The 20,530-nt window shown below is 75.2% G+C and carries 13 protein-coding genes; 3 read left to right on the forward strand and 10 right to left on the reverse strand.

What is annotated here, in order from left to right:
• Positions 1-135 precede the first annotated feature (135 nt).
• Positions 136-387, forward strand: coding sequence for a mycoredoxin (locus tag EDD39_RS01720; protein ID WP_030459976.1), 252 nt, complete (start codon positions 136-138; stop codon positions 385-387).
• 284 nt (positions 388-671) lie between these two features.
• On the opposite strand, the gene EDD39_RS01725 is transcribed toward EDD39_RS01720, so the two are convergent.
• The 6 genes from EDD39_RS01725 to EDD39_RS01750 form a co-directional block, all read right to left on the reverse strand.
• The gene (locus tag EDD39_RS01725; RefSeq protein WP_123553042.1) at positions 672-1,451 is read right to left on the reverse strand and encodes a GntR family transcriptional regulator; all 780 of its coding nucleotides are present in this window, start codon (positions 1,449-1,451) and stop codon (positions 672-674) included.
• 213 nt (positions 1,452-1,664) lie between these two features.
• Entirely contained in the window at positions 1,665-2,606 is a 942-nt protein-coding gene (nudC, locus tag EDD39_RS01730; protein WP_123553043.1) for an NAD(+) diphosphatase, read from the reverse strand.
• A 43-nt stretch (positions 2,607-2,649) separates the two neighbouring features.
• Positions 2,650-4,047, reverse strand: a complete 1,398-nt coding sequence (locus tag EDD39_RS01735) for a dipeptidase (protein ID WP_123553044.1) — start codon at positions 4,045-4,047, stop codon at positions 2,650-2,652.
• A gap of 88 nt (positions 4,048-4,135) precedes the next feature.
• Entirely contained in the window at positions 4,136-6,961 is a 2,826-nt protein-coding gene (locus tag EDD39_RS01740) for an FtsX-like permease family protein (protein WP_123553045.1), read from the reverse strand.
• Positions 6,958-7,722 (reverse strand): ABC transporter ATP-binding protein, encoded by a 765-nt coding sequence (locus EDD39_RS01745; protein WP_123553046.1) that lies wholly within the window; start codon positions 7,720-7,722, stop codon positions 6,958-6,960. Before EDD39_RS01745 ends, EDD39_RS01740 begins: the two co-directional genes overlap by 4 nt.
• Before the next feature lie 16 nt (positions 7,723-7,738).
• Positions 7,739-8,350: a PadR family transcriptional regulator gene (locus EDD39_RS01750; protein WP_123553047.1), complete on the reverse strand. Its 612-nt coding sequence runs from the start codon at positions 8,348-8,350 to the stop codon at positions 7,739-7,741.
• A 77-nt stretch (positions 8,351-8,427) separates the two neighbouring features.
• On the opposite strand from EDD39_RS01750, the gene EDD39_RS01755 reads away from it, so the two are divergent.
• Positions 8,428-9,336 (forward strand): endonuclease/exonuclease/phosphatase family protein, encoded by a 909-nt coding sequence (locus EDD39_RS01755; RefSeq protein WP_123553048.1) that lies wholly within the window; start codon positions 8,428-8,430, stop codon positions 9,334-9,336.
• Here the strand turns inward: EDD39_RS01755 and EDD39_RS01760 are convergent.
• From EDD39_RS01760 to EDD39_RS01775, 4 genes are all read right to left on the reverse strand, one after another.
• On the reverse strand, positions 9,333-10,532 hold the full coding sequence (locus EDD39_RS01760; protein ID WP_123553049.1) for a PP2C family protein-serine/threonine phosphatase: 1,200 nt from the start codon (positions 10,530-10,532) through the stop codon (positions 9,333-9,335). The two genes, EDD39_RS01755 and EDD39_RS01760, sit on opposite strands and share 4 nt — an antisense overlap.
• A gap of 198 nt (positions 10,533-10,730) precedes the next feature.
• Positions 10,731-13,916, reverse strand: coding sequence for an ATP-dependent DNA helicase (locus EDD39_RS01765; RefSeq protein WP_123553050.1), 3,186 nt, complete (start codon positions 13,914-13,916; stop codon positions 10,731-10,733).
• On the reverse strand, positions 13,903-17,175 hold the full coding sequence (locus EDD39_RS01770; protein ID WP_123553051.1) for an ATP-dependent helicase: 3,273 nt from the start codon (positions 17,173-17,175) through the stop codon (positions 13,903-13,905). The genes EDD39_RS01765 and EDD39_RS01770 overlap by 14 nt, the downstream gene beginning before the upstream one ends.
• 179 nt (positions 17,176-17,354) lie before the next feature.
• Entirely contained in the window at positions 17,355-17,684 is a 330-nt protein-coding gene (locus EDD39_RS01775) for an MGMT family protein (protein WP_123553052.1), read from the reverse strand.
• Between the two features lie 142 nt (positions 17,685-17,826).
• On the opposite strand from EDD39_RS01775, the gene EDD39_RS01780 reads away from it, so the two are divergent.
• Positions 17,827-20,529, forward strand: a complete 2,703-nt coding sequence (locus EDD39_RS01780) for a lysylphosphatidylglycerol synthase transmembrane domain-containing protein (RefSeq protein WP_244256567.1) — start codon at positions 17,827-17,829, stop codon at positions 20,527-20,529.
• Position 20,530 lies beyond the last annotated feature (1 nt).

Consider the following 20,530-nt stretch of genomic DNA (forward strand, 5'->3'; position numbering starts at 1 on the left):
GACGGGGTTGTCCACAGGCGGCCGGTGGTGGTCGGATCGTCATACCGTTGTCCGTCCCGGAATGGGTCCGGGCCGCCGGACGTTGCACCGGGCGGCCGTCCGGCCACCGTCCGTCGACCGAAGGAGTCCCTCGCCATGTCCGGCACCGTCACGATGTACAGCACGACCTGGTGCGGCTACTGCAACCGCCTCAAGAGCCAGCTGGACCGCGAGGGCATCGCCTACAGCGAGGTCAACATCGAGCAGGACCCGGCCTCTGCGTCCTACGTGGAGTCGGTGAACGACGGCAACCAGACGGTGCCGACGGTCGTGGTGGTCTCCGCCTCCGGCGAGCAGAGCGTGATGACCAACCCGAGCCTGCGCCAGGTCCAGGCCGCGCTGGTCTGATCCGGATCCGCGCCGATCCGGTCCCTTCCGGTTCGGATCGGATCGGTCCGGTGCGGTCCGAATCCGCTCGAATTCCGGTCGCATTCCGTCCGGGTTCCGATCGGTTCCGGTCCGCATTCCGCCCCGGCCGATCGGGGGTCCGGTCCGCGGGGCCGGAAATCCACCGGTCCGCATTCCGCCGCCGCCCGGCCCCGTTTCCCGCGGGCCGGGCGGCGGCGTTTTCCCCGCGGCCCGCTCGGCTGTCCGGCCCGCTCGGCTGTCCCGCCTTCCGGCCTTCCGCCCCTTCAGCTGTTGGCCGTGCCGTCGCCGAGTTCGTAGAGCAGCCGGGCCCGGTCGGCGGCGTAGCGGGTCTCCACCACCCGGATCGGGCCGCGCCGGTCGCTGCTGATCCGGGTGTTGACCAGCAGCGGCACGCCGGGGCCGAGGCCGAACCAGGCGGCCTCGGCGGGGGCGGGCATCCGGGCGGTGAGGTGGTCGGTGGCGGAGGTCTCGGTGCGGCCGAGCTGCGCCAGTATCCGTTCGTCGCCGCCGGGGACGGGCCCGGAGTTCATCAGCGGGGTGCCGGCGGCCAGTCCGGCCCGGTAGTGGCTCTCCTCGATGGCGTAGGGCTCCTGGTCGACCCGGCAGAGCTGACGGCGCATCATGACGGTCTCCTCGGGGCGCAGTCCGAGCCAGGCGGCGATGTCGCGGCGGGCCCGGACGGCGGCCACCTCGAAGTCCACGGTGAGCCGCCGCCCGGCGGCGGCCGCCTCGGCCGCGTACACCTCGCCGCTGGGGGCGAGCGGTTCGCGGCGGGCCGGGCGGGCGTACACCCGGTGGTCGTGCCGGGAGGGTTCGCGCAGGTAGGTGCCCTTGCCCTGGACGCGCGCCACCCGGCCCTCGTTGACCAGCACGTCCACCGCGAGCCGGACGGTGTTGCGGGCCACCCCGTAGTGCTCCTCCAGCTCGGTCTCGACCGGGAGCCGTCCGCCGCCCGCCCACTCGCCGGCCTCGATGCGCCGGCGCAGGTCGGCGGCGAGCTGTTGGTACTTGGGCGAAGGGGCGGTGCCGCGCGGGATCGTCACGCGAGTGAATGTAGCCAGTGGGCTCGGGCGGTTTCAGCGGAATGCGCCAACCGTGCCCGGAACCCGGGTCCGGGAAACCCCGGCGGAACGTTCCGGGCGGACCCGAACCTTTCCGGTGGCCCGGCTCCGGGCCTCCGGCGGATGCACAACGGGGGCGTACGGATCACTCCGTACGCCCCCGGCGCGGAAATCACCGGGCGGCCGGCCCCGGCGTCACCAGCGGGCCGCGGCCGGCAGCGGTTCGCCGTACCAGAGCTCGACCAGGTACCGGGCGATCGAGATGCCGGACGGCGGCAGGATCTCCCCGGCGGCCATCCCTGCCCGCAGTTCCTCCCGGGTGAACCAGCGGGCCTCGGACAGCTCCTCGCCGTCCACGGTGATCCCGGTGCCGTCGGGGTGCGCCCGGCCGAGGAAGCCGAGCATCAGGCTGGACGGGAACGGCCAGGGCTGGCTGGCCACGTACTCGACCTCGCCGACCTTGACGCCGGCCTCCTCCTGCACCTCGCGGACGACCGCCTGCTCGATCGACTCGCCGGGCTCGACGAACCCGGCCAGCGTGGACCAGCGGCCCTCCGGCCAGAGCGCCTGGCGGCCCAGCAGGCAGCGGTCCTCGGCGTCGGTGATCAGCATGATCACCGCCGGGTCGGTGCGCGGGTAGTGCTCGGCCGCGCAGGAGGTGCAGCGGCGCAGGTGGCCGGCCCCGGCCTTCTCGGTGGGGTGGCCGCAGCGGGAGCAGAAGGAGTGCAGCCGGTGCCAGTGCTCCAGGGCGACGGCGTGCACCAGCAGCCCGGAGTCCCGGTCGGAGAGGCTGCCGCCGACCTCGCGCAGGCCGGCCGGGCGGGCGTCGCCGTCGAGCCGGCCGGGCAGCGACTCGCAGTCCAGGGCGAAGTAGTGGGTGCCGTCCTCGTCGGTGCCCAGGAAGTACCGGTGGCCGGTCTCGGGGGCCTCGAAGGAGGGCAGCAGCACCAGTTGGGTGCCGTCCGCGGTGTCCACCACGAACGCCTCGCCGCCGGAGATCGGCAGCACCCGGGTGGTGGGGTGGCTCCAGGCCGCGGCCAGCCAGGGTTCGTCCAGCCGGCGGTGCGCCGCCCGGTCCACCCCGGCCCGGGCCAGCGCGAGCTGCTTGGTGTCGGGTCCGCTGCTCAACTCGTCCATCCCCGTTCGCTTCGCTTCAGTACGGCAGGTGCGGGGCTCGTCGTCACGGTCGGAAGTTCTCCGCGAGGTCGCCCCACAGGTAGGCGGAGGTCTCGACGCCCTTGCGCAGCAGGTCGAGCTCCACCTTCTCGTTGATCGAGTGCCAGCCGTCCGAGGGCACCGAGATCCCGAGGAACAACACCGGCGCCCCCAGCACGTCCTGGAGGTCGGCGGCCGGTCCGGAGCCTCCCTCGCGGGTGAACAGGACCTTCTGCTCGAAGGCCCGCTCCATGGCCCGGACGGTGGACCGGAGCGCGGGGTGGTCCAGCGGCGTCAGGCAGGGGCGGGTCGCGCCGGGGAAGACGATCTCGTACCGGATGCCCTCCGGGACGCGGGCGGAAACCCAGTCGGCCACCGCCTCCCGGACCTTCTCCACCTCCTGTCCGGCGACCAGCCGGAAGGAGAGCTTGAGGTGCGCCTCGGCCGGGACGATGGTCTTGCCGCCGGGGCCGGTGTAGCCGCCCCAGATGCCGTTGACCTCGGCGGTCGGCCGGGCCCAGACCCGCTCCAGGGTGGTGTGGCCGGCCTCGCCCCGGGTGCCGTGCGACTTGGCGACCTCCAGCCACCGCTGCTCGTCGAAGGGCAGTTCGGCGAAGAGCGCCCGCTCCTCGTCGGTGAGTTCGACGACGCCGTCGTAGAAGCCGGGCACCGCGACCTTCCGGTCCTCGTCGTGCAGGCCGGCGGCGAGCTCGGCGGCCACCTCGGCCGGGTTGGGGACGGCGCCGCCGAAGGAGCCGGAGTGGATGTCGCTGTCCGGGCCGTACAGGTCGATCTGGCAGTCGGCCAGGCCGCGCATGCCGGTGCACACGGTCGGGGTGGTCTCGGACCACATGCCGGTGTCGGAGATGAACACCGCGTCGGCGGCGAGGCGTTCGGCCTCGCGGCGCACCAGGGCGGCGAAGTTCGGCGAGCCGGACTCCTCCTCGCCCTCGACCAGCAGCTTGAGGTTGACGGCGGGCGCGGTGCGGCCGGTGGCGGCGAGGTGGGCGCGCACGCCCAGGGTGTGGAAGAGGACCTGGCCCTTGTCGTCGGCGGCGCCGCGCGCGTACATCCGGCGACCGACCACGGCGGGCTCGAACGGGTCGGTGTCCCAGCCGTCCTCGCGGGCGGCGGGCTGCACGTCGTGGTGGCCGTAGACCAGCACGGTCGGCGCGCCCTCGTCGCCGGAGGGCCACTCGGCGAACACCGCCGGCAGCCCGTCCGTCTCCCACACCTCGGCGACCGGGAAGCCGGTCGCGCGCAGCCGGTCGGCCAGCCACTCGGCGGAGCGGCGGACCTCCCCCGCCCGGCCGGGGTCGGCGGAGACGGAGGGGATGCGCAGCCAGTCGGCGAGGTCGGCCAGGAAGGCGTCCTCGTGCTGGTCGATGAAGGAGCGGACGGCGCTGTCCGGCGTTTTCGTCATACGGACGACTTTAGTTCGCCCGGACGGGTGCGTGCCCACGGCCTCCCCCGGCCGTGAGCACGGTCACCCGCCCCGTCCGTCCCCGCCGTCAGCCGGCCCGGCGGGTCAGGCCGATCCGGGAGCGGGTGAGCAGCGCGGCCAGCAGCACCGCGACCAGCGGCAGGCCGACCAGCAGGCCGCCGAGGTTCAGCCACGGGACGGCGATGACCGCCTTCTCGTGGCCGGACGGCACGCCGTTGATCCAGACCGTGGCGTTGCGGGCCTCCAGCAGCCGCAGCGCCACCGCCGGGACGGTCCCGCAGAGCAGGCCGAGCACCGAGCCCATCGCGGCGATCACCCCGCACTGGAAGCCGGACAGCCGCCGCCGGATGCCGCCGGACGCGCCGACCGCGGCCAGCGTGGCCAGGTCCTGCTGGGAGTCGGCGGCGGCCAGGCCGGTGGCGATGCCGGCCGCGCCGAGCGCGACCAGGGCGGCGAAGGCGGTCAGGCCGACCGTGATGACGTCGCGCTGCGGCTTGAAGCCCTGCTCGACCTCCAGGTAGACGGTGTCGTCGAGCTTGGAGAGGTGGTCGGTGGCCTTCTGGACCCGGCCGTCGGACGGCGCCGCGGCGGGCTTCCACAGCGCCCCCTCCGAGCGGACGCCCAGCCCGGCCCGCTGGGCGGCCTCCCGGCTCAGCACGACGGTGGCGAACGGGAGCGGCGAGTGCGCCTCGACGGCGTCCACGGTGACGTCCCGGGTCTTGCCCCGGTAGTCGTTGGCGTCGATCTGCGCCTGGGTGGGCTGCTCCTCGGCGCGCAGCGCGACCTTTCCGTCGGCGACGTGGTCGGGACGGAACACCAGGGCCTTGCCCGCGGCCAGGGCCTGTTCGGCGGCCGGGTCGCGGACGTCGAGCAGGTTGCGCAGCAGTGCCGCGTCACCGATCAGGACGTCGCCGAACATGCTGGTCAGGTCGGTGGGCAGTCCCCGCATGCCGGCGCACCGGGGGTCGGCCATCGCCTGCCGGCGCTGCTCGTCGGTGGTGGCGTCCTGGGCCGGGCAGCGCTTGTCCGGGGTCTTCAGCGCCTGGACGAACCCGCACTTGTAGCTGACCCGGCAGTCGCCGGGGACGGCGGTGGGGCTCAGCACGTCGGCGCGCTCGCCGAGGGCGCCGAGGTCCTTCTCGGCGGCCTCGCGCAGGGCGGCGAACCGGCTCGCGTCGCCGTCCGCGCGGCCGCCCTCCAGCAGCGCGACCGCGCCGGCCGGCAGGCTGGGCCGGTAGTCCTGGCGCTGCCGTTCGACGTCGCTGGTGTGGTAGATGCCCACCGCGACGGCGCCGGCCACGGCGGCCATCACGGCGGCCACGGCGGGGGCGGTGCGGCCGCGGTTGCGCACCGAGTCGCGCAGCGCGAGCCGCGGGCTGAGCGGCAGGTGGCGGCCGAGCCGCCCGAACAGGCCGATCAGCAGCGGGGTGCACAGCAGCATGCCGAGTTCGGCGATCACCGAGCCGCCGAGCAGGCCCGGCACGGGGGCGGTGTTGGTGACCGCGCAGAGCAGGGCCAGTCCGGTGCCGCCGGCCACCATCACGGCGCCGAGCACCGCGATGATCCGGTTGGCGGGCTTGCTGCCGCCGCGGCCGGTGAGCGCCTCGACCACGTCCTGCCGGGAGGCCTGGACGGCGGGGACCACGGCCGCGAGCAGGCCGGTGACCAGGCCGACCAGGGCGACGCCGAGCAGGTCGAGGGGCTGGACGTCGAAGTGGCCGAAGCGCTGTCCGCCGTAGCCCTCGAGCTGCTCGCGCAGCACCGCGACCAGGCCCACGCCGCCGACCAGGCCGAGCACGGCGCCGCCGGCGCCGAGCACCGCGCCGCCGGCCAGCACCACGGCCCGGACGTGCGAGCGGTCGCCGCCGCCGGCCGCGAGCAGGCCGAGCTGGCGGCGCGAGCGGCGGGCGCCGACCGCGAACGCCGGTCCGGCGAGCAGCACGATCTCCAGCAGGGCCATGCCGGGCACCAGCGCGGCGACGGCCAGCACGCTCTTGTTCACGTAGGAGGAGTACTGGGCCTGTTCCGCGTAGTAGGGCACCTCGGAGCGGGCCGGCGGGTGCAGCAGGACGTCCCGGGAGACCGCCGTGAAGCCGTAGTCGTTGAGTCGCTTGACCCCGGCCCAGTCGATCCGGGCCCCGCCGGGCAGCTTGACCAGCCAGCTGTCCCCGTCGCGCGGCTCGCTGTCGGCGCCGCCGGTGTCGGCCTGCACCAGCGGCTGGACCACCGCGCCGGGGCGGCCGTACAGCATGACCCGGTCCAGTCGGGCGGGGTCCTCGGCGACGGCGGTGATGGTGTAGGGCCTGGCCTCCAGGCCGTGGAACGCGGTGCGGTCGCCGATCCGCAGGCCGGCGCGCTCCAGGAAGCCGCGGGTGGCGGCGATCTGGTCGGGCTGGGTGGGGGCGGTGCCCTCCACCACGTTCAGCTTGCCGTGCCAGACCGGGTCGGTGAGGTCGGCCTCGCCGGCCATCACCGTCATCCGGCCCTCGGCGGTGGTGGCCGAGGTGCTCTTGTACATCCCGTCCGGCACCAGCACGGCGCCGGGCAGCAGTTCGGTGAGCAGCCGCGCGGGGTCGGTGTTGGCGCTGCGCTGCTGCTCGGGGGTCTGCGCCTGGCCCGCCGCGGGCGTCCGGGTGGTGTTCTCGCTGCCGTCGGGGGTCTGCAGCTCGGTGGCGCCGCGGGAGGACATGGTGACGGCGGCCGTGGCGGTGCCCATCGCGCGGGCGGCCTTCTCCGCGGGCTCCAGCTGGGCGCTGCGGGCGATCACGTCCACGCCGGCCACGCCGAGCACCGGCAGCGCGATCATCGCCAGCACCAGGGCGCTGCGGCCCTTGGCCCGGGCGGCGTCGCGGCGGGCGATCCGCAGGGCGGCGCGCCAGGCGGTCGGCTTCACGGCTGTCCGTCCTTCCGCGCGTTGGCGGCGGCGGTGACCAGCAGGCTGCCGGCGTCCTGCCGGGTGGTCTCGTCGACCAGCAGGCCGTCGCGCAGGAACACCACCCGGTCCGCCCAGGCGGCGTGCCGGGCCTCGTGGGTGACCATCATGGCGGCGGCGCCGGCGTCGCAGCGGGCGCGCAGCACGGAGAGCACGGACTCGCCGGTGGTGGAGTCGAGGGCGCCGGTGGGTTCGTCGGCGAGCACCAGGCGGCGGTCGCCGATCAGGGCGCGGGCGATGGCGACGCGCTGCTGCTGGCCGCCCGACATGTCGTCGGGGAAGCGGTCGGCGAGTTCGGCGATGTTCAGTTCCTCGAGCGCGGCGAGCGCCTCCCGGCGGGCGGCCCGGGCGGAGACGCCGTCGAGCTCCCGGGGCAGCGCGATGTTCTCGGCGGCGGTGAGCGCGGGTATCAGGTTGTAGTCCTGGAAGACGTAGCCCACCGAGCGGCGGCGGACGGCGGCCAGCTTCTTGCGGTCCAGCTCGCCCAGGACGGTGCCCTCGACGACGACCCGGCCGCCGGTGGGGCTGTCCAGGCCGCCGGCCAGGGTCAGCAGGGTCGACTTGCCGGAGCCGGAGGGCCCCATCACGGCGACCAGTTCGCCGGGGTGGACCCGCAGGTCGACGGCGCGCAGCGCGTGCACCTCGGCCGCGCCGTGGCCGTGCGTCCGGCTCACCCCGTCGAGGTGCAGCACGGGCTCGGCCGGCTTGAGTTGTTCGGTCATCGCTCCCCCAGGAGGTTCAGGTGCGGCCGCGGTCGCGGCTCTTGGCGGCGCGCCGGGCGGGCGGCGCGGCGGGTTCGGACGGGGTGGCGGCGGCGCGTTCGGCGTGCTGGGCGAGCCGGGACTCGCAGTGGTCCAGCCAGCGGATCTCCGCCTCGGTCTGGAAGATCAGCTGTTCCAGCACCAGCAGCCAGGCCAGGTCCTTGCCGGAGCCGTCGTCCGCGGCCAGCGCCCGGCCCTTGAGCCGGGTGTAGTCCTGGAGCGCCTGCATGCTGTGCCGGCGCTGGCCGTGCACCACCGCGGCCACGTCCACCCCCGGGATGGCCACCGCCATCGCCAGCTTGATCGCCAGTTCGTCGCGCGGCGGGTTGGTGCGCGGTACCGGGGTGTCGAACCAGCGGCGCAGTTCCGCGCGTCCCTCGTCGGTGACGGAGTAGAACTGGTGGCCCTCGTCGTCCTCGCCGGCGGCCTCCACCAGCCCGTCGCGCTCCAGGCGGCCCAACGTGGTGTAGACCTGTCCGACGTTCAGCGGCCAGGTCGCCCCCGTCCTGGCCTCGAACTCGGATCGCAGCTGGTAGCCGTAGCGCGGGCCCTGGTCGAGCAGGGCGAGCAGGCCGTGACGGATCGACATACTCAGTATGTATACCCGGTATGGTCCCCGGGCTCAAGCCGCCGTCGCGTTCACCTCGGCCCGGTACGGTCGACGGCGTGACCACACTGCGGATCGCCACGTACAACCTGCTGCACGGCCAACCGCTCGCCCCCGACGGCAGCCCCGCGCCCCTCCCGGCCGAGCCGGGCGCCCCGCTGGCCGAGGCCGTCGCCTCGCTCGACGCCGACGTGCTGGCCCTCCAGGAGGTCGACCGGTACCAGGAGCGCTCCGGCCGCACCGACCAGGCGGCCCTCGCCGCGAAGGCCACGGGCGCCACCGACTGGCGCTTCGCCGCCGCCCTGCACGGCACCCCCGCCCCCTCGGCGGGCTGGATCGCCGACCCGGAGCGGCCCGGCCTCGCCGTCTACGGGCCGGCCGACCTGGCCGACGACTCCCGCCCCTCGTACGGCACCGCGCTGCTCACCCGGCTGCCGGTGCTGCACTGGCGGGCCCGCCGGTTCGCCCCGGCGCCGTTCGGGCTGCCGCTGCGGGTCGCCGGGCGGCGCGGGCTGACGCCGGTGCCGGACGAGCCGCGGGCCGCGCTCGCCGCGGTGCTGGCCGGGCCGGGCGGGGAGTTCACGGTGGTGGCCGCGCACCTGTCCTTCGTGCCGGGCTGGAACGTCGGGCAGCTGGCCGCGATCCGGCGCTGGATCGCCGACCTGCCGCAGCCCTACCTGGTGCTCGGCGACTTCAACCTGATCGGCGCGGTGCCGCGCACCGTGCTCGGCTCGGCGCACGCGATCCAGCGCACCGCCAAGCGCGAACGGGTGCGCACCGCCCGGCGGACCAGGCTGCAGGGCTGGTACGACCTCGCCCGCACCCCGACGTACCCCTCGCACCGGCCGACCGTGCAGTTCGACCACATCCTGGGCATCGGCGTCCCGCGCAGCGCGGTCGGCTCGGTCTCGGCGCCCCGCACGGGGGTGTCCGACCACCGGCCGCTGGTGGTCGAGATCGAGGTCTAGCCTTCCAGGCGCCCGGGGACGGCGGCCTCGTCGCGCGGGGCGGCCTGCGCGGGCAGCACGACCGGGTCGAACTGGAGCAGCAGCATCGCCGCGTCGTCGCCGAGCTTGTGGCCGACGTGCCGGACCACGTCGTCGTGCAGGCGCTGCAGGACGTCGCCGGGGCCGTCGTCGGCGAGCAGCGGAAGGCGGTCGGTGAGGGGGTAGAAGGCGCCGCCGTGGTCGCGGGCCTCGATGACGCCGTCGGTGTAGAGCAGGATCCGGTCGCCGGGCTCGACCGGGACGAGCTGGAGCGGCGGGCAGACGTCCTCGGGGTCGAGGACGCCCAGCGGGGGGACGGTCTCGTCGGCGGCGAGCAGCCGCGGGGCGTCCTCGCCGCGGAGCAGGACGGGCGGCGGGTGGCCGCAGTTGGCGATCTCCAGGACGCCGTCGGGGCGGACGCCGACCAGCACCAGGGTGACGAACTCCTCCTCCACGCCGGGGTGGTCGTTCTCGTGCAGGGCCCGGTCGAGACTGACGGCGAGCCAGCCGGCCACCTTCTCCAGCGCGGGCTCCTGGTGGGCGGCCTCGCGGAACGCGCCGAGCACGGCGGCGGCGGTCTCGACGGCGGCCAGCCCCTTGCCGCGGACGTCGCCCATCACGGCGCGCACGCCGTGCCGGGTGTTGACCACCTCGTAGAGGTCGCCGCCGATCGAGGCGTGCGCGGCGGCGGCGGCGTAGCGGACGGCGGCGCGGACCGGCCCGACCCGTCCGGGGATCGGGCGCAGCAGCACCCGGCGGGCGATCTCGGCGACCAACTGGGCTTCGGCGAGCGCGAGTTCCTGGCGCAGCCGGAGGTTGACGCTGAGGTGGCCGATGCCGGCGATGATGATGATCGCGGCGACGGTGGCGGTGTGCACGGACTGGCCCAGCACCTCGTTGTACCAGGCCATGCCGAACGCGCAGGCCTCGGCCAGCGCGCCGGTCAGCAGCGGGTACCAGGCGCGGCGGGAGACCACGGCGGCGAGGGCGGGGACGGCGGTCAGGGCGGGCTCGACGGTGACCTGGCTGTTGGTCAGCAGGTCGAGGGAGACGATCAGCAGCATGCCGATCAGCGGCAGGGCGTGCGAGGTCCTGGGCCAGGTGCCGGTGACGGTGCCCGGTACCGGGCCTGGGGTGGGGCCGTGGAGGACGTCCCTGATCCATCCGGTCGCGCTCAACGTCGGTCTCTCCAGCGGAAGGTGCGGGTGCTGCTCGGCACCTGCGGGTCTGACGGGAGGTCAGGGGGTCGGGAGCCCTGACGGCGGCCGGAGTACGAGGGATGACCGGTTACCGACCCCACAATAGGCACGAAACGTGCAGGGCGCACAGGTTTCGCGTGATCTCGTGACGGGTTGGATGCTCTGAGTGACTCTTTTCTACCTATTCCCGATCAGAAGATCGCTCAACTCCTTTCGGCCGGGAAGTCCTGACGGGGTTTCGATCCGGCCCGAACGCACGTAGCAGAACGAGGCGGTGACCTGCTCCACCGGAACGCCCGCCTGCTCGGCCCAGGCCAGCCGGTAGACCGCGAGCTGCAGCGGGTCGCCGGAGTCCTCCCGGCCGGTCTTCCAGTCCACCACCTCGTAGCGCGGTGACCCTGCGCCACCGCCCGCGTCCCGGTAGACCGCGTCGATCCGGCCGCGCACCACCCGTCCCGCGAGCACCAGTTGGAACGGCGCCTCGACCCGGTGCGGGGTGCGGCGGGCGTAGGGGCCGCGCAGGAACGCCTCCTTGAGCCGCTCCAGGTCGCGCTCGTCCTCGATCTCCTCGGCGTCCAGGCCGGGCAGCGCGTCGGGGCCGAGCAGCAGCGGCTGGTCGTAGCGGGACTGCACCCAGGCGTGGAAGCGGGTGCCGCGGCGGGCGGCGGGCGCGGGCGGGCGGGGCATCGGGCGGGCCAGGTCGCGGGCGAAGCCGTCGGGGTCGGCGGCCAGCCGCATCAGCTGGGTGGCGGACAGCGAGGCGGGCAGGGCGACGTCCCGGGTGGTGCGCCGGGAGCGCTCCAGCTCGCCGAGCAGGGCGGTCAGGTCGCGGTCCCAGGAGGCCACCAGCCGCTGGTCCTCGACGGCCATCGGCTCGGCCTCCGGTGCGGGGGCGCCGGCCAGCCGCTGCCGCACCACCCGGGCGACCCGGCGGCGGGCGTGCTGGGCGGCCGGGTCGAGCGGCAGCGGCCAGGGGGTCTCCACCGAGACGTCGAACGCCGGGTTCTGCTCCTCCGGTCCGGGCTCGGCCGCCCAGTGCTCGATCTCGCCGCCGCCGTCGGGGCGTTCGCAGTGCGCGCGCAGCTGCAGCAGGAAGTCGGACGGCCCGCGGCGGCGCTTCTGGGACGGCCCCCACCAGTGCCCGGAGGCCAGCAGCAGCGAGCGCGGCCGGGTGAACGCGACGTAGCCGAGCCGGAGTTCCTCGACCTCGCCGTGCTGCGCCATCTCCTTCTTGAACGCGCCGATGCCCTTGGCGTTCCAGGCCGGGTCGCCGGGCAGCGTGGCGGCGTCGCCGCGCAGGGCGTGCGGCAGCACCCGGCGGGTGGAGGTCCAGCGCTCGCGCCCCTGGCCGGACGGGAACCCGCCCTTGACCAGGCCGGGGACGGCGACCACGTCCCACTCCAGGCCCTTGGACTTGTGCGCGGTCAGCACCTTGACGGTGTCCTCGCCGCCGGGCAGCCCGGCGTCCAGGCCGCGCTCGTACTCCTGGGCGGCCCGCAGGAAGCCCAGGAAGGCGGCCAGGCCGGGATCGCCGTCCAGGTCGGCGAAGGAGGCGGCGATGTCCAGGAAGGAGTGCAGCGTCTCGCGGCGGCGGGCGGCCAGCGCCAGCGGGGAGGCGGAGAGTTCGACCTCCAGGCCGGTGACGGTGAGCACCCGGTGCAGGACGTCCATCAGCGGTTCGGCCAGGGCCCGGCGCAGTTCGCGGATCTCCCGGGCGAACCGGGCGAACCGCACCCGGGCCTCGGGCGAGAACGGCAGGTCGTCGGGCTGGTCGGCGTCGACGAAGGTCTCCAGCGCGTCGGCCAGCGAGACCACCTCGGTCGGGTCGGTCTCGGCGACGGCGGCGCTCAGGGCGTCCTGCTCGCCGGGGCGGGCGGTGCGGACGAGTTCGGCGGCCCGGCGGCCGAGCAGGGCCAGGTCGCGCGGGCCGGTGCGCCAGCGCGGGCCGATCAGCAGTCGGACCAGGGCGGCGTTGGCGGTCGGGTCCTGGAGCACCTCGCAGACCGCCACCAGGTCGGCCACCTCGGGGAGTTGGAGCAGCCCGCCGAGGCCGACCACCTCGACCGGGACCTGCCGGGCGACCAGCGCGGCGTGGATGTCGGGGAAGGAGCTGCCGGCCCGGCAGAGCACGGCGATCCGGCCGGGCGCGGTGCCGGTGCGCACCTGGTGGGCGATCGAGTCGGCCAGCCAGTCGACCTCCTCGGCGTGGGTGGGCAGCAGCGCGACGCGGGCGTAGCCGTCGCGTTCGGCGCCGGGGGCGGGGCGCAGCGCCTCCACGCCCTCGTGCATGGCGCGCAGCGGGGCGGCGAGGCGGTTGGCGAAGTCGAGCAGCCGGCCGCCGCTGCGGCGGTTCTCGCTGAGCGCGAAGCGGTGCGCCGGGCTGCCGTCGGCGCGCGGGAAGTGCCGGGGGAAGTCGTCCAGGTTGGCGACCGAGGCGCCGCGCCAGCCGTAGATCGCCTGGCAGGGGTCGCCGACCGCGGTGACCGGGTGCCCGGCGCCGCCGCCGAACAGGCCCGCCAGCATGAGGCGTTGGGCCACCGAGGTGTCCTGGTACTCGTCCAGCAGCACCACCCGGTACTGCTCGCGCAGCAGCCTGCCGACCTCGGGGCGCTGGGTGGCGAGCCGGGCGGAGGCGGCGATCTGGTCGCCGAAGTCGAGCAGGCCGAGCTTCTGCTTGCGGGCCCGGTAGTCCTCGACCAGGTGCAGCAGTTCCTGTCGGCCGCGGGCGGCCTTCGGGACGGCCCGCAGGTCCTCGTTGGTGAGCTTGACGGTGGCCAGCCGGTCAAGCAACTCCTCGTCGTACGAACGCAGTTGCGAGGGATCGACCAGGTGCTCGGCGAGTTCGGAGTCCAGCGCGACGATCTCGGCGACCAGCGAGCTGAAGGTGCCGGTGAGCGCCGGGAACGGGCCGCGGGCCTGGCGCAGGACCCGGGCGGCGAGCTGGAAGCGGGTGGCGTCGGCGAGCAGCCGGACGTCGGGCTCTATGCCCAGGCGCAGGCCGTGCTCCTTCAGCAGCGTCCCGGCGAAGGCGTGGTAGGTGGAGATCTGCGGCTCGCCGAGGGCGTCCTCGTCCTGCTCGCGGACCTCGGCGCGCAGCAGGGCGGCCCGGACGCGTTCGGCGAGCTCCCCGGCCGCCTTGTTGGTGAAGGTCAGGCCGAGCACCTGCTCGGGGCGCACCGCGCCGGAGCCGACCAGCCAGACCACCCGGGCGGCCATCACGGTGGTCTTGCCGGAGCCCGCGCCGGCCACGATCACGCCGGGTTCCATGGGCGCGCCGATGGCCGCCAACTGCTCGTCGTTGAACGGGATCTGGAGCAGTTCGCGGAGCTGGGCCGGGTGCTGCAGCGGTTCAGTCGACGACATGCCGGCCGTCCCGCTGCGCGGAGCAGCTGCCGCGGAACGCGCAGCGCCCGCAGCGCTCGCCCGCGGTGGGGGTGAACCTCTCGGCGAGCACCTTGCCCGCGGTCTCCACCAGCAGGCCCTCGATCCAGGGGGTGCTCTCCTCGGGCAGCTGCCGCTGCACCTTGGGGGCCTCGGGGTCCTTCCGGTCCGGCTCGCGCAGGTGCACCAGTTCGGCCCCGCCGGGGGTGGCGCCGTCCGCGAAGCCGGGCAGCGCGTCGAGCGCGCCGCGGCTCACCGCGAGCTGGTAGACGGCGAGTTGGCGGTTCTCGGGCAGCGAGCTGTTGGGCGGCGGGGTCTTGCCGGTCTTGAAGTCGACGACGTACGCCCGGCCCGCGGCGTCGGCCTCGACCCGGTCCATCGAGCCGCGCAGGCGCACCGCGACGCCGCCGACGTCCAGGGTCAGGTCGAAGCCGTGCTCGGTGGCGACGGTGGCGCGTTCGCGCTCCAGCACGTGCCAGCGCAGGAAGCGCTCCAGGGCGTCGCGGGCCTCGCCCTTCTCCTGGGTGGACTTCCACGGCGCGTCGAAGGCGAGGGCGTCCCAGACGGTGTCCAGGCGCTCCATCAGCACGGCCAGGTCGGCGGGGGTGCGGCCGGAGCCGACCTCGTCGGCGAGGGCGTGCACCACGTTGCCGAAGCCCTGGGCGGCGGAGGCGGTGGTGCCGGCCTTGACGTCCTTCTCCAGGAACCACTGCAGCGCGCAGGACTCCAGCTGCTCCAGGCCGCTGCCGGAGAGTCGGACGGGCTGCTCGGGCTCGCGCAGCGGCTGCGGGGCGGCGGTCGGGTCGTCCAGGCCCCACCACTGGTCGGGGTGGGCGGCGGGGACCAGCGGGCGGCCGTCCTCGTCGAGCGCGGCGGCCAGGGTGGCGAGGCGTTCGGCGGCGGCCCGGCGCAGCTGCGGGGAGCGGTCCGGGTCGACGGTGACGGCGCGCAGTTCGGCGACCAGCGCGGGCACCGACAGCGGGCGGCGCGGCCGGGAGGTGACGTCGGCGACCTTGACCCGGGGGACGCGCTCCAGCACCTTGCCGGTGCGGGGGTCGACGGTCTCCCGGTAGAGCTCGCGCAGGAACCGGGAGGGCTCGTCGCCGTCCTCGGCGGGCGCCTTGACCGCGGTGACCACCAGCCGGTCCTTGGCCCGGGTCGCGGCGACGTAGAACAGCCGGCGCTCCTCGGCGAGCAGCGCGGCCGCCGACAGCGGTTCGGCGAGGCCGTCGCGGCCGATCCGGTCGGCCTCCAGCAGCGAGCCGCGGCGGCGCAGGTCGGGCCAGAGGCCCTCCTGGACGCCGGTGACGACGACCAGCCGCCACTCCAGGCCCTTGGAGCGGTGCGCGGTCATCAGCCGGACGGCGTCGGGGCGCACGGCGCGCACGTGCAGGGTGTCGGCGGCGATGTCCTGGGCCTCGACCTCGGCGAGCAGGTCGAGGGCGCCGCGGTGGCCGGTGACCCGCTCCTCGGCGCGGGCGGCGGTCTCGAACAGCGCGCACAGCGCGTCCAGGTCCCGGTCGGCGTTGCGCCCGGCGGGGCCGCCGCGCAGCGCGGCCCGCTCCAGGCGTTCGCGCCAGCGCCGGGAGCCGTCCCACAGCTCCCACAGCGCGTCCTCGGCGCTCGCCCCGCCGGCCAGCAGTTCGCGGACCTTGCGCAGCAGCGTGCCCAGCTCGTGGGCGCGGCGCCCGTACGGGGTGTCCAGCAGGGCGAGCAGTTCGGGCTGCTCCAGGGCCTCGCGGATCAGCTCCTCGGCGGGCCGGACCACGCCGGGGGCGCCGTCGGCGGCCAGTGCCCGGCGCTCCTCCTCGCGCAGGGTGCGGCCCAGGCGGCGCAGGTCGGAGCCGTCGAGGGCGGCGAGCGGGCCGGTGAGCAGGGTGTGGGCGAGGTCTGCGGTGAGCGCGCCGGGGCCCTCGGCGCAGACCCGCAGGGCGAGCAGCAGCGGGACGACGGCGCTCTCCTCGCGCAGCGGCAGGTCGTCGCCGTCGATCTCCAGCGGGACGCCGGCGGCGGCCAGCGCGCGGCGCACCGCCGGTATGGTCCGGGAGCCGGCCCGGACCAGCACGGCCATCTCGCCCCAGGGGACGCCGTCCTCCAGGTGGGCGCGGCGCAGCAGGTCGGCGACCGAGTCGAGCTCGGTGCCGGGCGTCGGGTAGGTGTACACCTCGACGGCGCCGCCCTCCCGGGAGGGGAGCAGGGCGCGGTGCGCGGCGAGCTTGTCGGCGGGCAGCCGGCCCATCGGCATCCGGCGGGCCAGTTCGCGGGAGGCGGCCAGCAGCACCGCGCCGGAGCGCCGGGACACCCGCAGCACCTTGACCTCGGCGGGGCGGCCGTCGGCGTGCCGGAAGGCGTCGGGGAACTCCAGGATGCCGTTCACGTCGGCGCCGCGGAACGCGTAGATCGACTGGTCCGGGTCGCCGACCGCGACCAGGTCCCGGCCGCCGCCGGCCAGCCGCTGCAGCAGCCGGACCTGGGCGGGGTCGGTGTCCTGGTACTCGTCGACGAACACCGCGTCGTAGCGCTCGCGCAGCCCCGCGGCGACGTCCGCCCGCTCGGCGAGCAGCACGGCGCGGTGGACGAGCTCGGCGTAGTCGAGGACGCCGCGCAGGTCCAGCACGTCCAGGTACTCGGCCAGGAAGTGCGCGGCGGCGGCCCAGTCGGGCCGGTCCACGCCCGCCGCGAAGCGCTCCAGCTCGGCCTCGCCGAGGCCGAGCTCGCGGCTGCGGGCGAGCACGGCGCGCACCTCGTCGGCGAAGCCGCGGGTGGTCAGGCAGGCCCGCAGGTCGAGCGGCCAGCTGATGGTGCCGACGCCCGCCTTCGCGTCCTCGGCGCCGCCCGCGAGCAGTTCGCGGACCATCACGTCCTGCTCGGGGCCGGAGAGCAGGCGCAGCGGCTCGGCGTACTCCTCGGGCGGCTGGTGGGCGCGCAGCAGGGCGTAGCAGAACGAGTGGAAGGTGGTGGCCTGCGGGGCGGTGGCGCCGATCCGGGCGGTCATCCGGTCGCGCAGCTCCATCGCGGCCTTGCGGCTGAAGGTCAGCACCAGCACGCGGTCGGGCGCGGTGCCGTCGGCGACCCGCCGGGCGACCGCCTCGACCAGGGTGGTGGTCTTGCCGGTGCCGGGCCCGGCGAGCACCAGCAGCGGCCCCGAGGCGTGCTCGACGACCGCCTGCTGGAAGGCGTCCAGCTGCGGCGGGTCGGGCTGGGCGAGGGGGCTGCGCACCAGGCGGAACGGTGAGGTCACTGCGGTCCAGGGTCGTACGGCGGTTCAGCGGCGGGCCGGGGAGCGGGCCGGCCCTCTCCTCCGGATCCTGACGGATCGGCGCGCGGCGTCGGGCGCCCGGCAGGATCCGGAGGAGAGGGCCTTGCCGCGACGAGCCTACGATCCTGCACCCACAGACCCCTCCGGCGCACATCGCCCGGTCAGGACGCCCCGTCCCAGCGGGCGGCCCGCAGGTCGACCCGGGGCTCGCCGCCGACGGTGCGCAGCGGGGTGCCCTCGGAACGGTACTCGGGCAGCGCCCGGTGCTCGTGGCCGGGCAGCGGCCGCCCGTCCGCCCGGATCACCCGCCACCAGGGCACCGGCGCCCCGTACAGCGCCATCACCCGGCCGACCTGCCGGGGTCCGCCGCGGCCCAGGTACTCGGCGACGTCCCCGTACGTCATGACCTTGCCGGGCGGGATGCGTTCGGCGAGGTCGAGCACGGCCTCGGCGTACGGCGGGATCTCGGCGGCGTCCTCGGGCTCGGTCATCCGACGCATTCTTCCCCATCCGGTCGATTTCCAGCACCCCGTGCGGGCGACCCGGCGCGCGGGATGCCGCCCCTGGACCGCACCCGGGTGGCGGGCATGGCAGCATCTTCGGGGCAGTGCGACACACGAGGACGAAGACCAGATGACCGGGACGGCCGAATTGAACGTGGACGAGGGCTCCGAGCAGCCCGCCACCGACGGTTTCGCCGAACGGCCGGTCGACCTGCGCCACCGGGCGCGGGACGCGCACCACACGGGGGAGGAAGCGGTGGCCGCACAGCTGCCGCCGGACGGCGGGCCGGACCGGCCCCCGGACGGACCTGACGGGCCCTACGGGCCGGACGACACGCAGCCCGAGGAGCCGGCCGGCGAGTACCTGGCCGTCGACGAGCCGCTGCTCGCCCCGCGCGCGCACCGGCCGTCCGACCTGCTGCGGTTCCTGGCCGGGCTGTTCGGCATCATCGCGGTGTTCGTGCTGGCGCAGGTGGCGGTCTCCACCACCACCGGCATCGAGAACGACATCACGGTCAACGCCAACCGGATCCCCGGCGTGCTGTCCAAGATCTCCGCCCTGGTCTCCTCGATCGCGGTGCTGACCGTGCCGCTGGCCTTCGCGGTCGAGCGGCTGATCAAGCGCGACGGCCTGCGGGTCGCCGACGGCGTGCTGGCCTCGGTGCTGGCGTACGGCGTCTCGCTGGGCGTCGACTGGTGGGTGGCCGCCAGCGCGCCCGAGGAGATCCGCAACGCGCTGACCCAGAGCTCGCCCGGCAGCGACACCCTCACCGACCCGGTGCACGGCTACCTGGCCCCGGTGATCGCCTACATGACGGCGGTCGGCATGTCGAGCCGCCCGCGCTGGCGGGTCGCCCTGTGGGTGGTGGTGATCCTCTCCGGCGCCGCCGAGCTGATCAACGGCAACACCACCCCGCTCTCGCTGGTCCTCACCGTGCTGATCGGCTGGTCGGTGGCGTACGGCACGCTGTACGCGATCGGCTCGCCGAACATCCGCCCCACCGGGCAGCACCTGATGATCGGCCTGCGCAAGGTCGGCTTCGTCCCGTCCGCCGCCCACCTGGCCCCGGCCGCGCCCGGCGGCACCCGCCGCTACCTGGTCACCCAGCAGACCGGGCCGCTGCTGGACGTGCACATCATCGACCGCGAGCAGCAGGCGTCCGGCTTCTTCTACCGCGCCTGGCGGCGGCTGCGGCTGCGCTCGGTCGCGGTCCGCCGCAGCCCCCAGTCGCTGCGCCAGGCCCTGGAGCAGGAGGCGCTGATCGCGTACGCGGCCGCCGCCTCCGGGGCCCGCGCCCCGCAGCTGGTGGCCACCTCCGAGCTCGGCCCGGACGCGGCGATCCTGGTCTACGAGAACGTGGCCGGCCGGACCCTGGACGACCTCGCCGACCAGGAGGTCACCGACGCGGTGATGGCCTCGTTCTGGAAGTCCGTCTCCACCCTGCACGAGCGCCGGATCGCGCACCGCCGGCTCACCGGCGAGTCCCTGCTGGTGGTCGACGAGCAGACCGGCTGCCTGGTCAACCTCTCCGGCGGCGACATCGCGGCCGGCGACCTGACCCTGCGCATCGACGTCGCCCAGCTGCTCACCACCTTCGCCCTGCGCACCGGCCCGGAGCGCGCGGTGGCCGTCGCCACCGCCGTCCTCGGCCCGACCCGGATCGCCGAGGCGCTGCCGCTGCTGCAGCCGGTCGGCCTGAGCCGGCAGACCCGCGGCGACCTGCAGCGGATGACCAAGGAGCGGAAGACCGCCGCGCAGGCGCTGGCGCTCAAGCAGGTCGCCGCCGGGGAGCGCACCCAGCAGCAGGCGGAGGAGGACATCGCCCGGGCCGGCGAGGACCTGCTGGCCCGGATCCGGGCGCAGATCCTGCAGATCGCCCCCGAGGCGCCGCTGGCCCCGGCCAAGCTGGAGCGGCTCAGGCCCAAGACGCTGATCATGGTGGTGGCGCTGGCCTTCGCCGCCTACCTGGCACTGACCACCATCCGGCCGGACCAGTTCAAGGTCTCCCAGATGAACTGGGCCTGGGCCTCGGTCGCGCTGGCCGCCTCGGCGTTCTCGTACGTGGCCGCCGCGATGAGCCTGACCGGCTTCGTCCCGGAGAAGCTCCCGTTCTGGCGCACGGTGGCCGCCCAGCTGGCCGGCTCCTTCGTGAAGCTGGTCGCCCCGGCGGCGGTCGGCGGCATCGCGCTGAACACCCGCTACCTGCAGAAGGCCGGCATCCGCCCGGTGCAGGCCGTCGCCTCGGTCGGCGCCTCCCAGCTGGCCGGCCTCGGCGGGCACCTGCTGCTGCTGTTCGCCTTCGGCCTGATCACCGGCTCGCAGACCAACGGCGACCTCGGCGCGTCCCGGGCCGTCATCATCGGCGTCCTCACCGCGGCCGTCCTCGCCCTGGTGGTGGCCGCGGTCGCCCCGCTGCGCCGCTTCGTGGTGACCCGGGTCCGCTCGCTGCTGTTCGGCGTGATCCCGCGGATGCTCGACCTGATGCAGACCCCGCGCAAGCTGGTCACCGGCTTCGGCGGCATCCTCCTGCTGACGCTGTCCTTCACCGCCTGCCTGGACGCCTCGGTCCACGCGTTCGGCGGCGGCGCCAACGTCACCTACGCGGCCGTCGCGGTGGTCTTCCTCACCGCGAACGCGGCCGGCTCGGCGATCCCCACCCCCGGCGGCATCGGCCCGGTCGAGATCGCCCTGATCACCGCCCTGACGGTGGCCGGCGTCCCGGCCACCGCCGCCACCCCCGCCGTCTTCCTCTACCGCCTGCTCACCTTCTGGCTCCCGGTCATCCCGGGCTGGGTCGCCTACAACGTGCTCCAGCGCAAAGGCGCCCTCTGAG

Source organism: Kitasatospora cineracea, assembly GCF_003751605.1.
Taxonomy (GTDB): Bacteria; Actinomycetota; Actinomycetes; order Streptomycetales; family Streptomycetaceae; genus Kitasatospora; species Kitasatospora cineracea.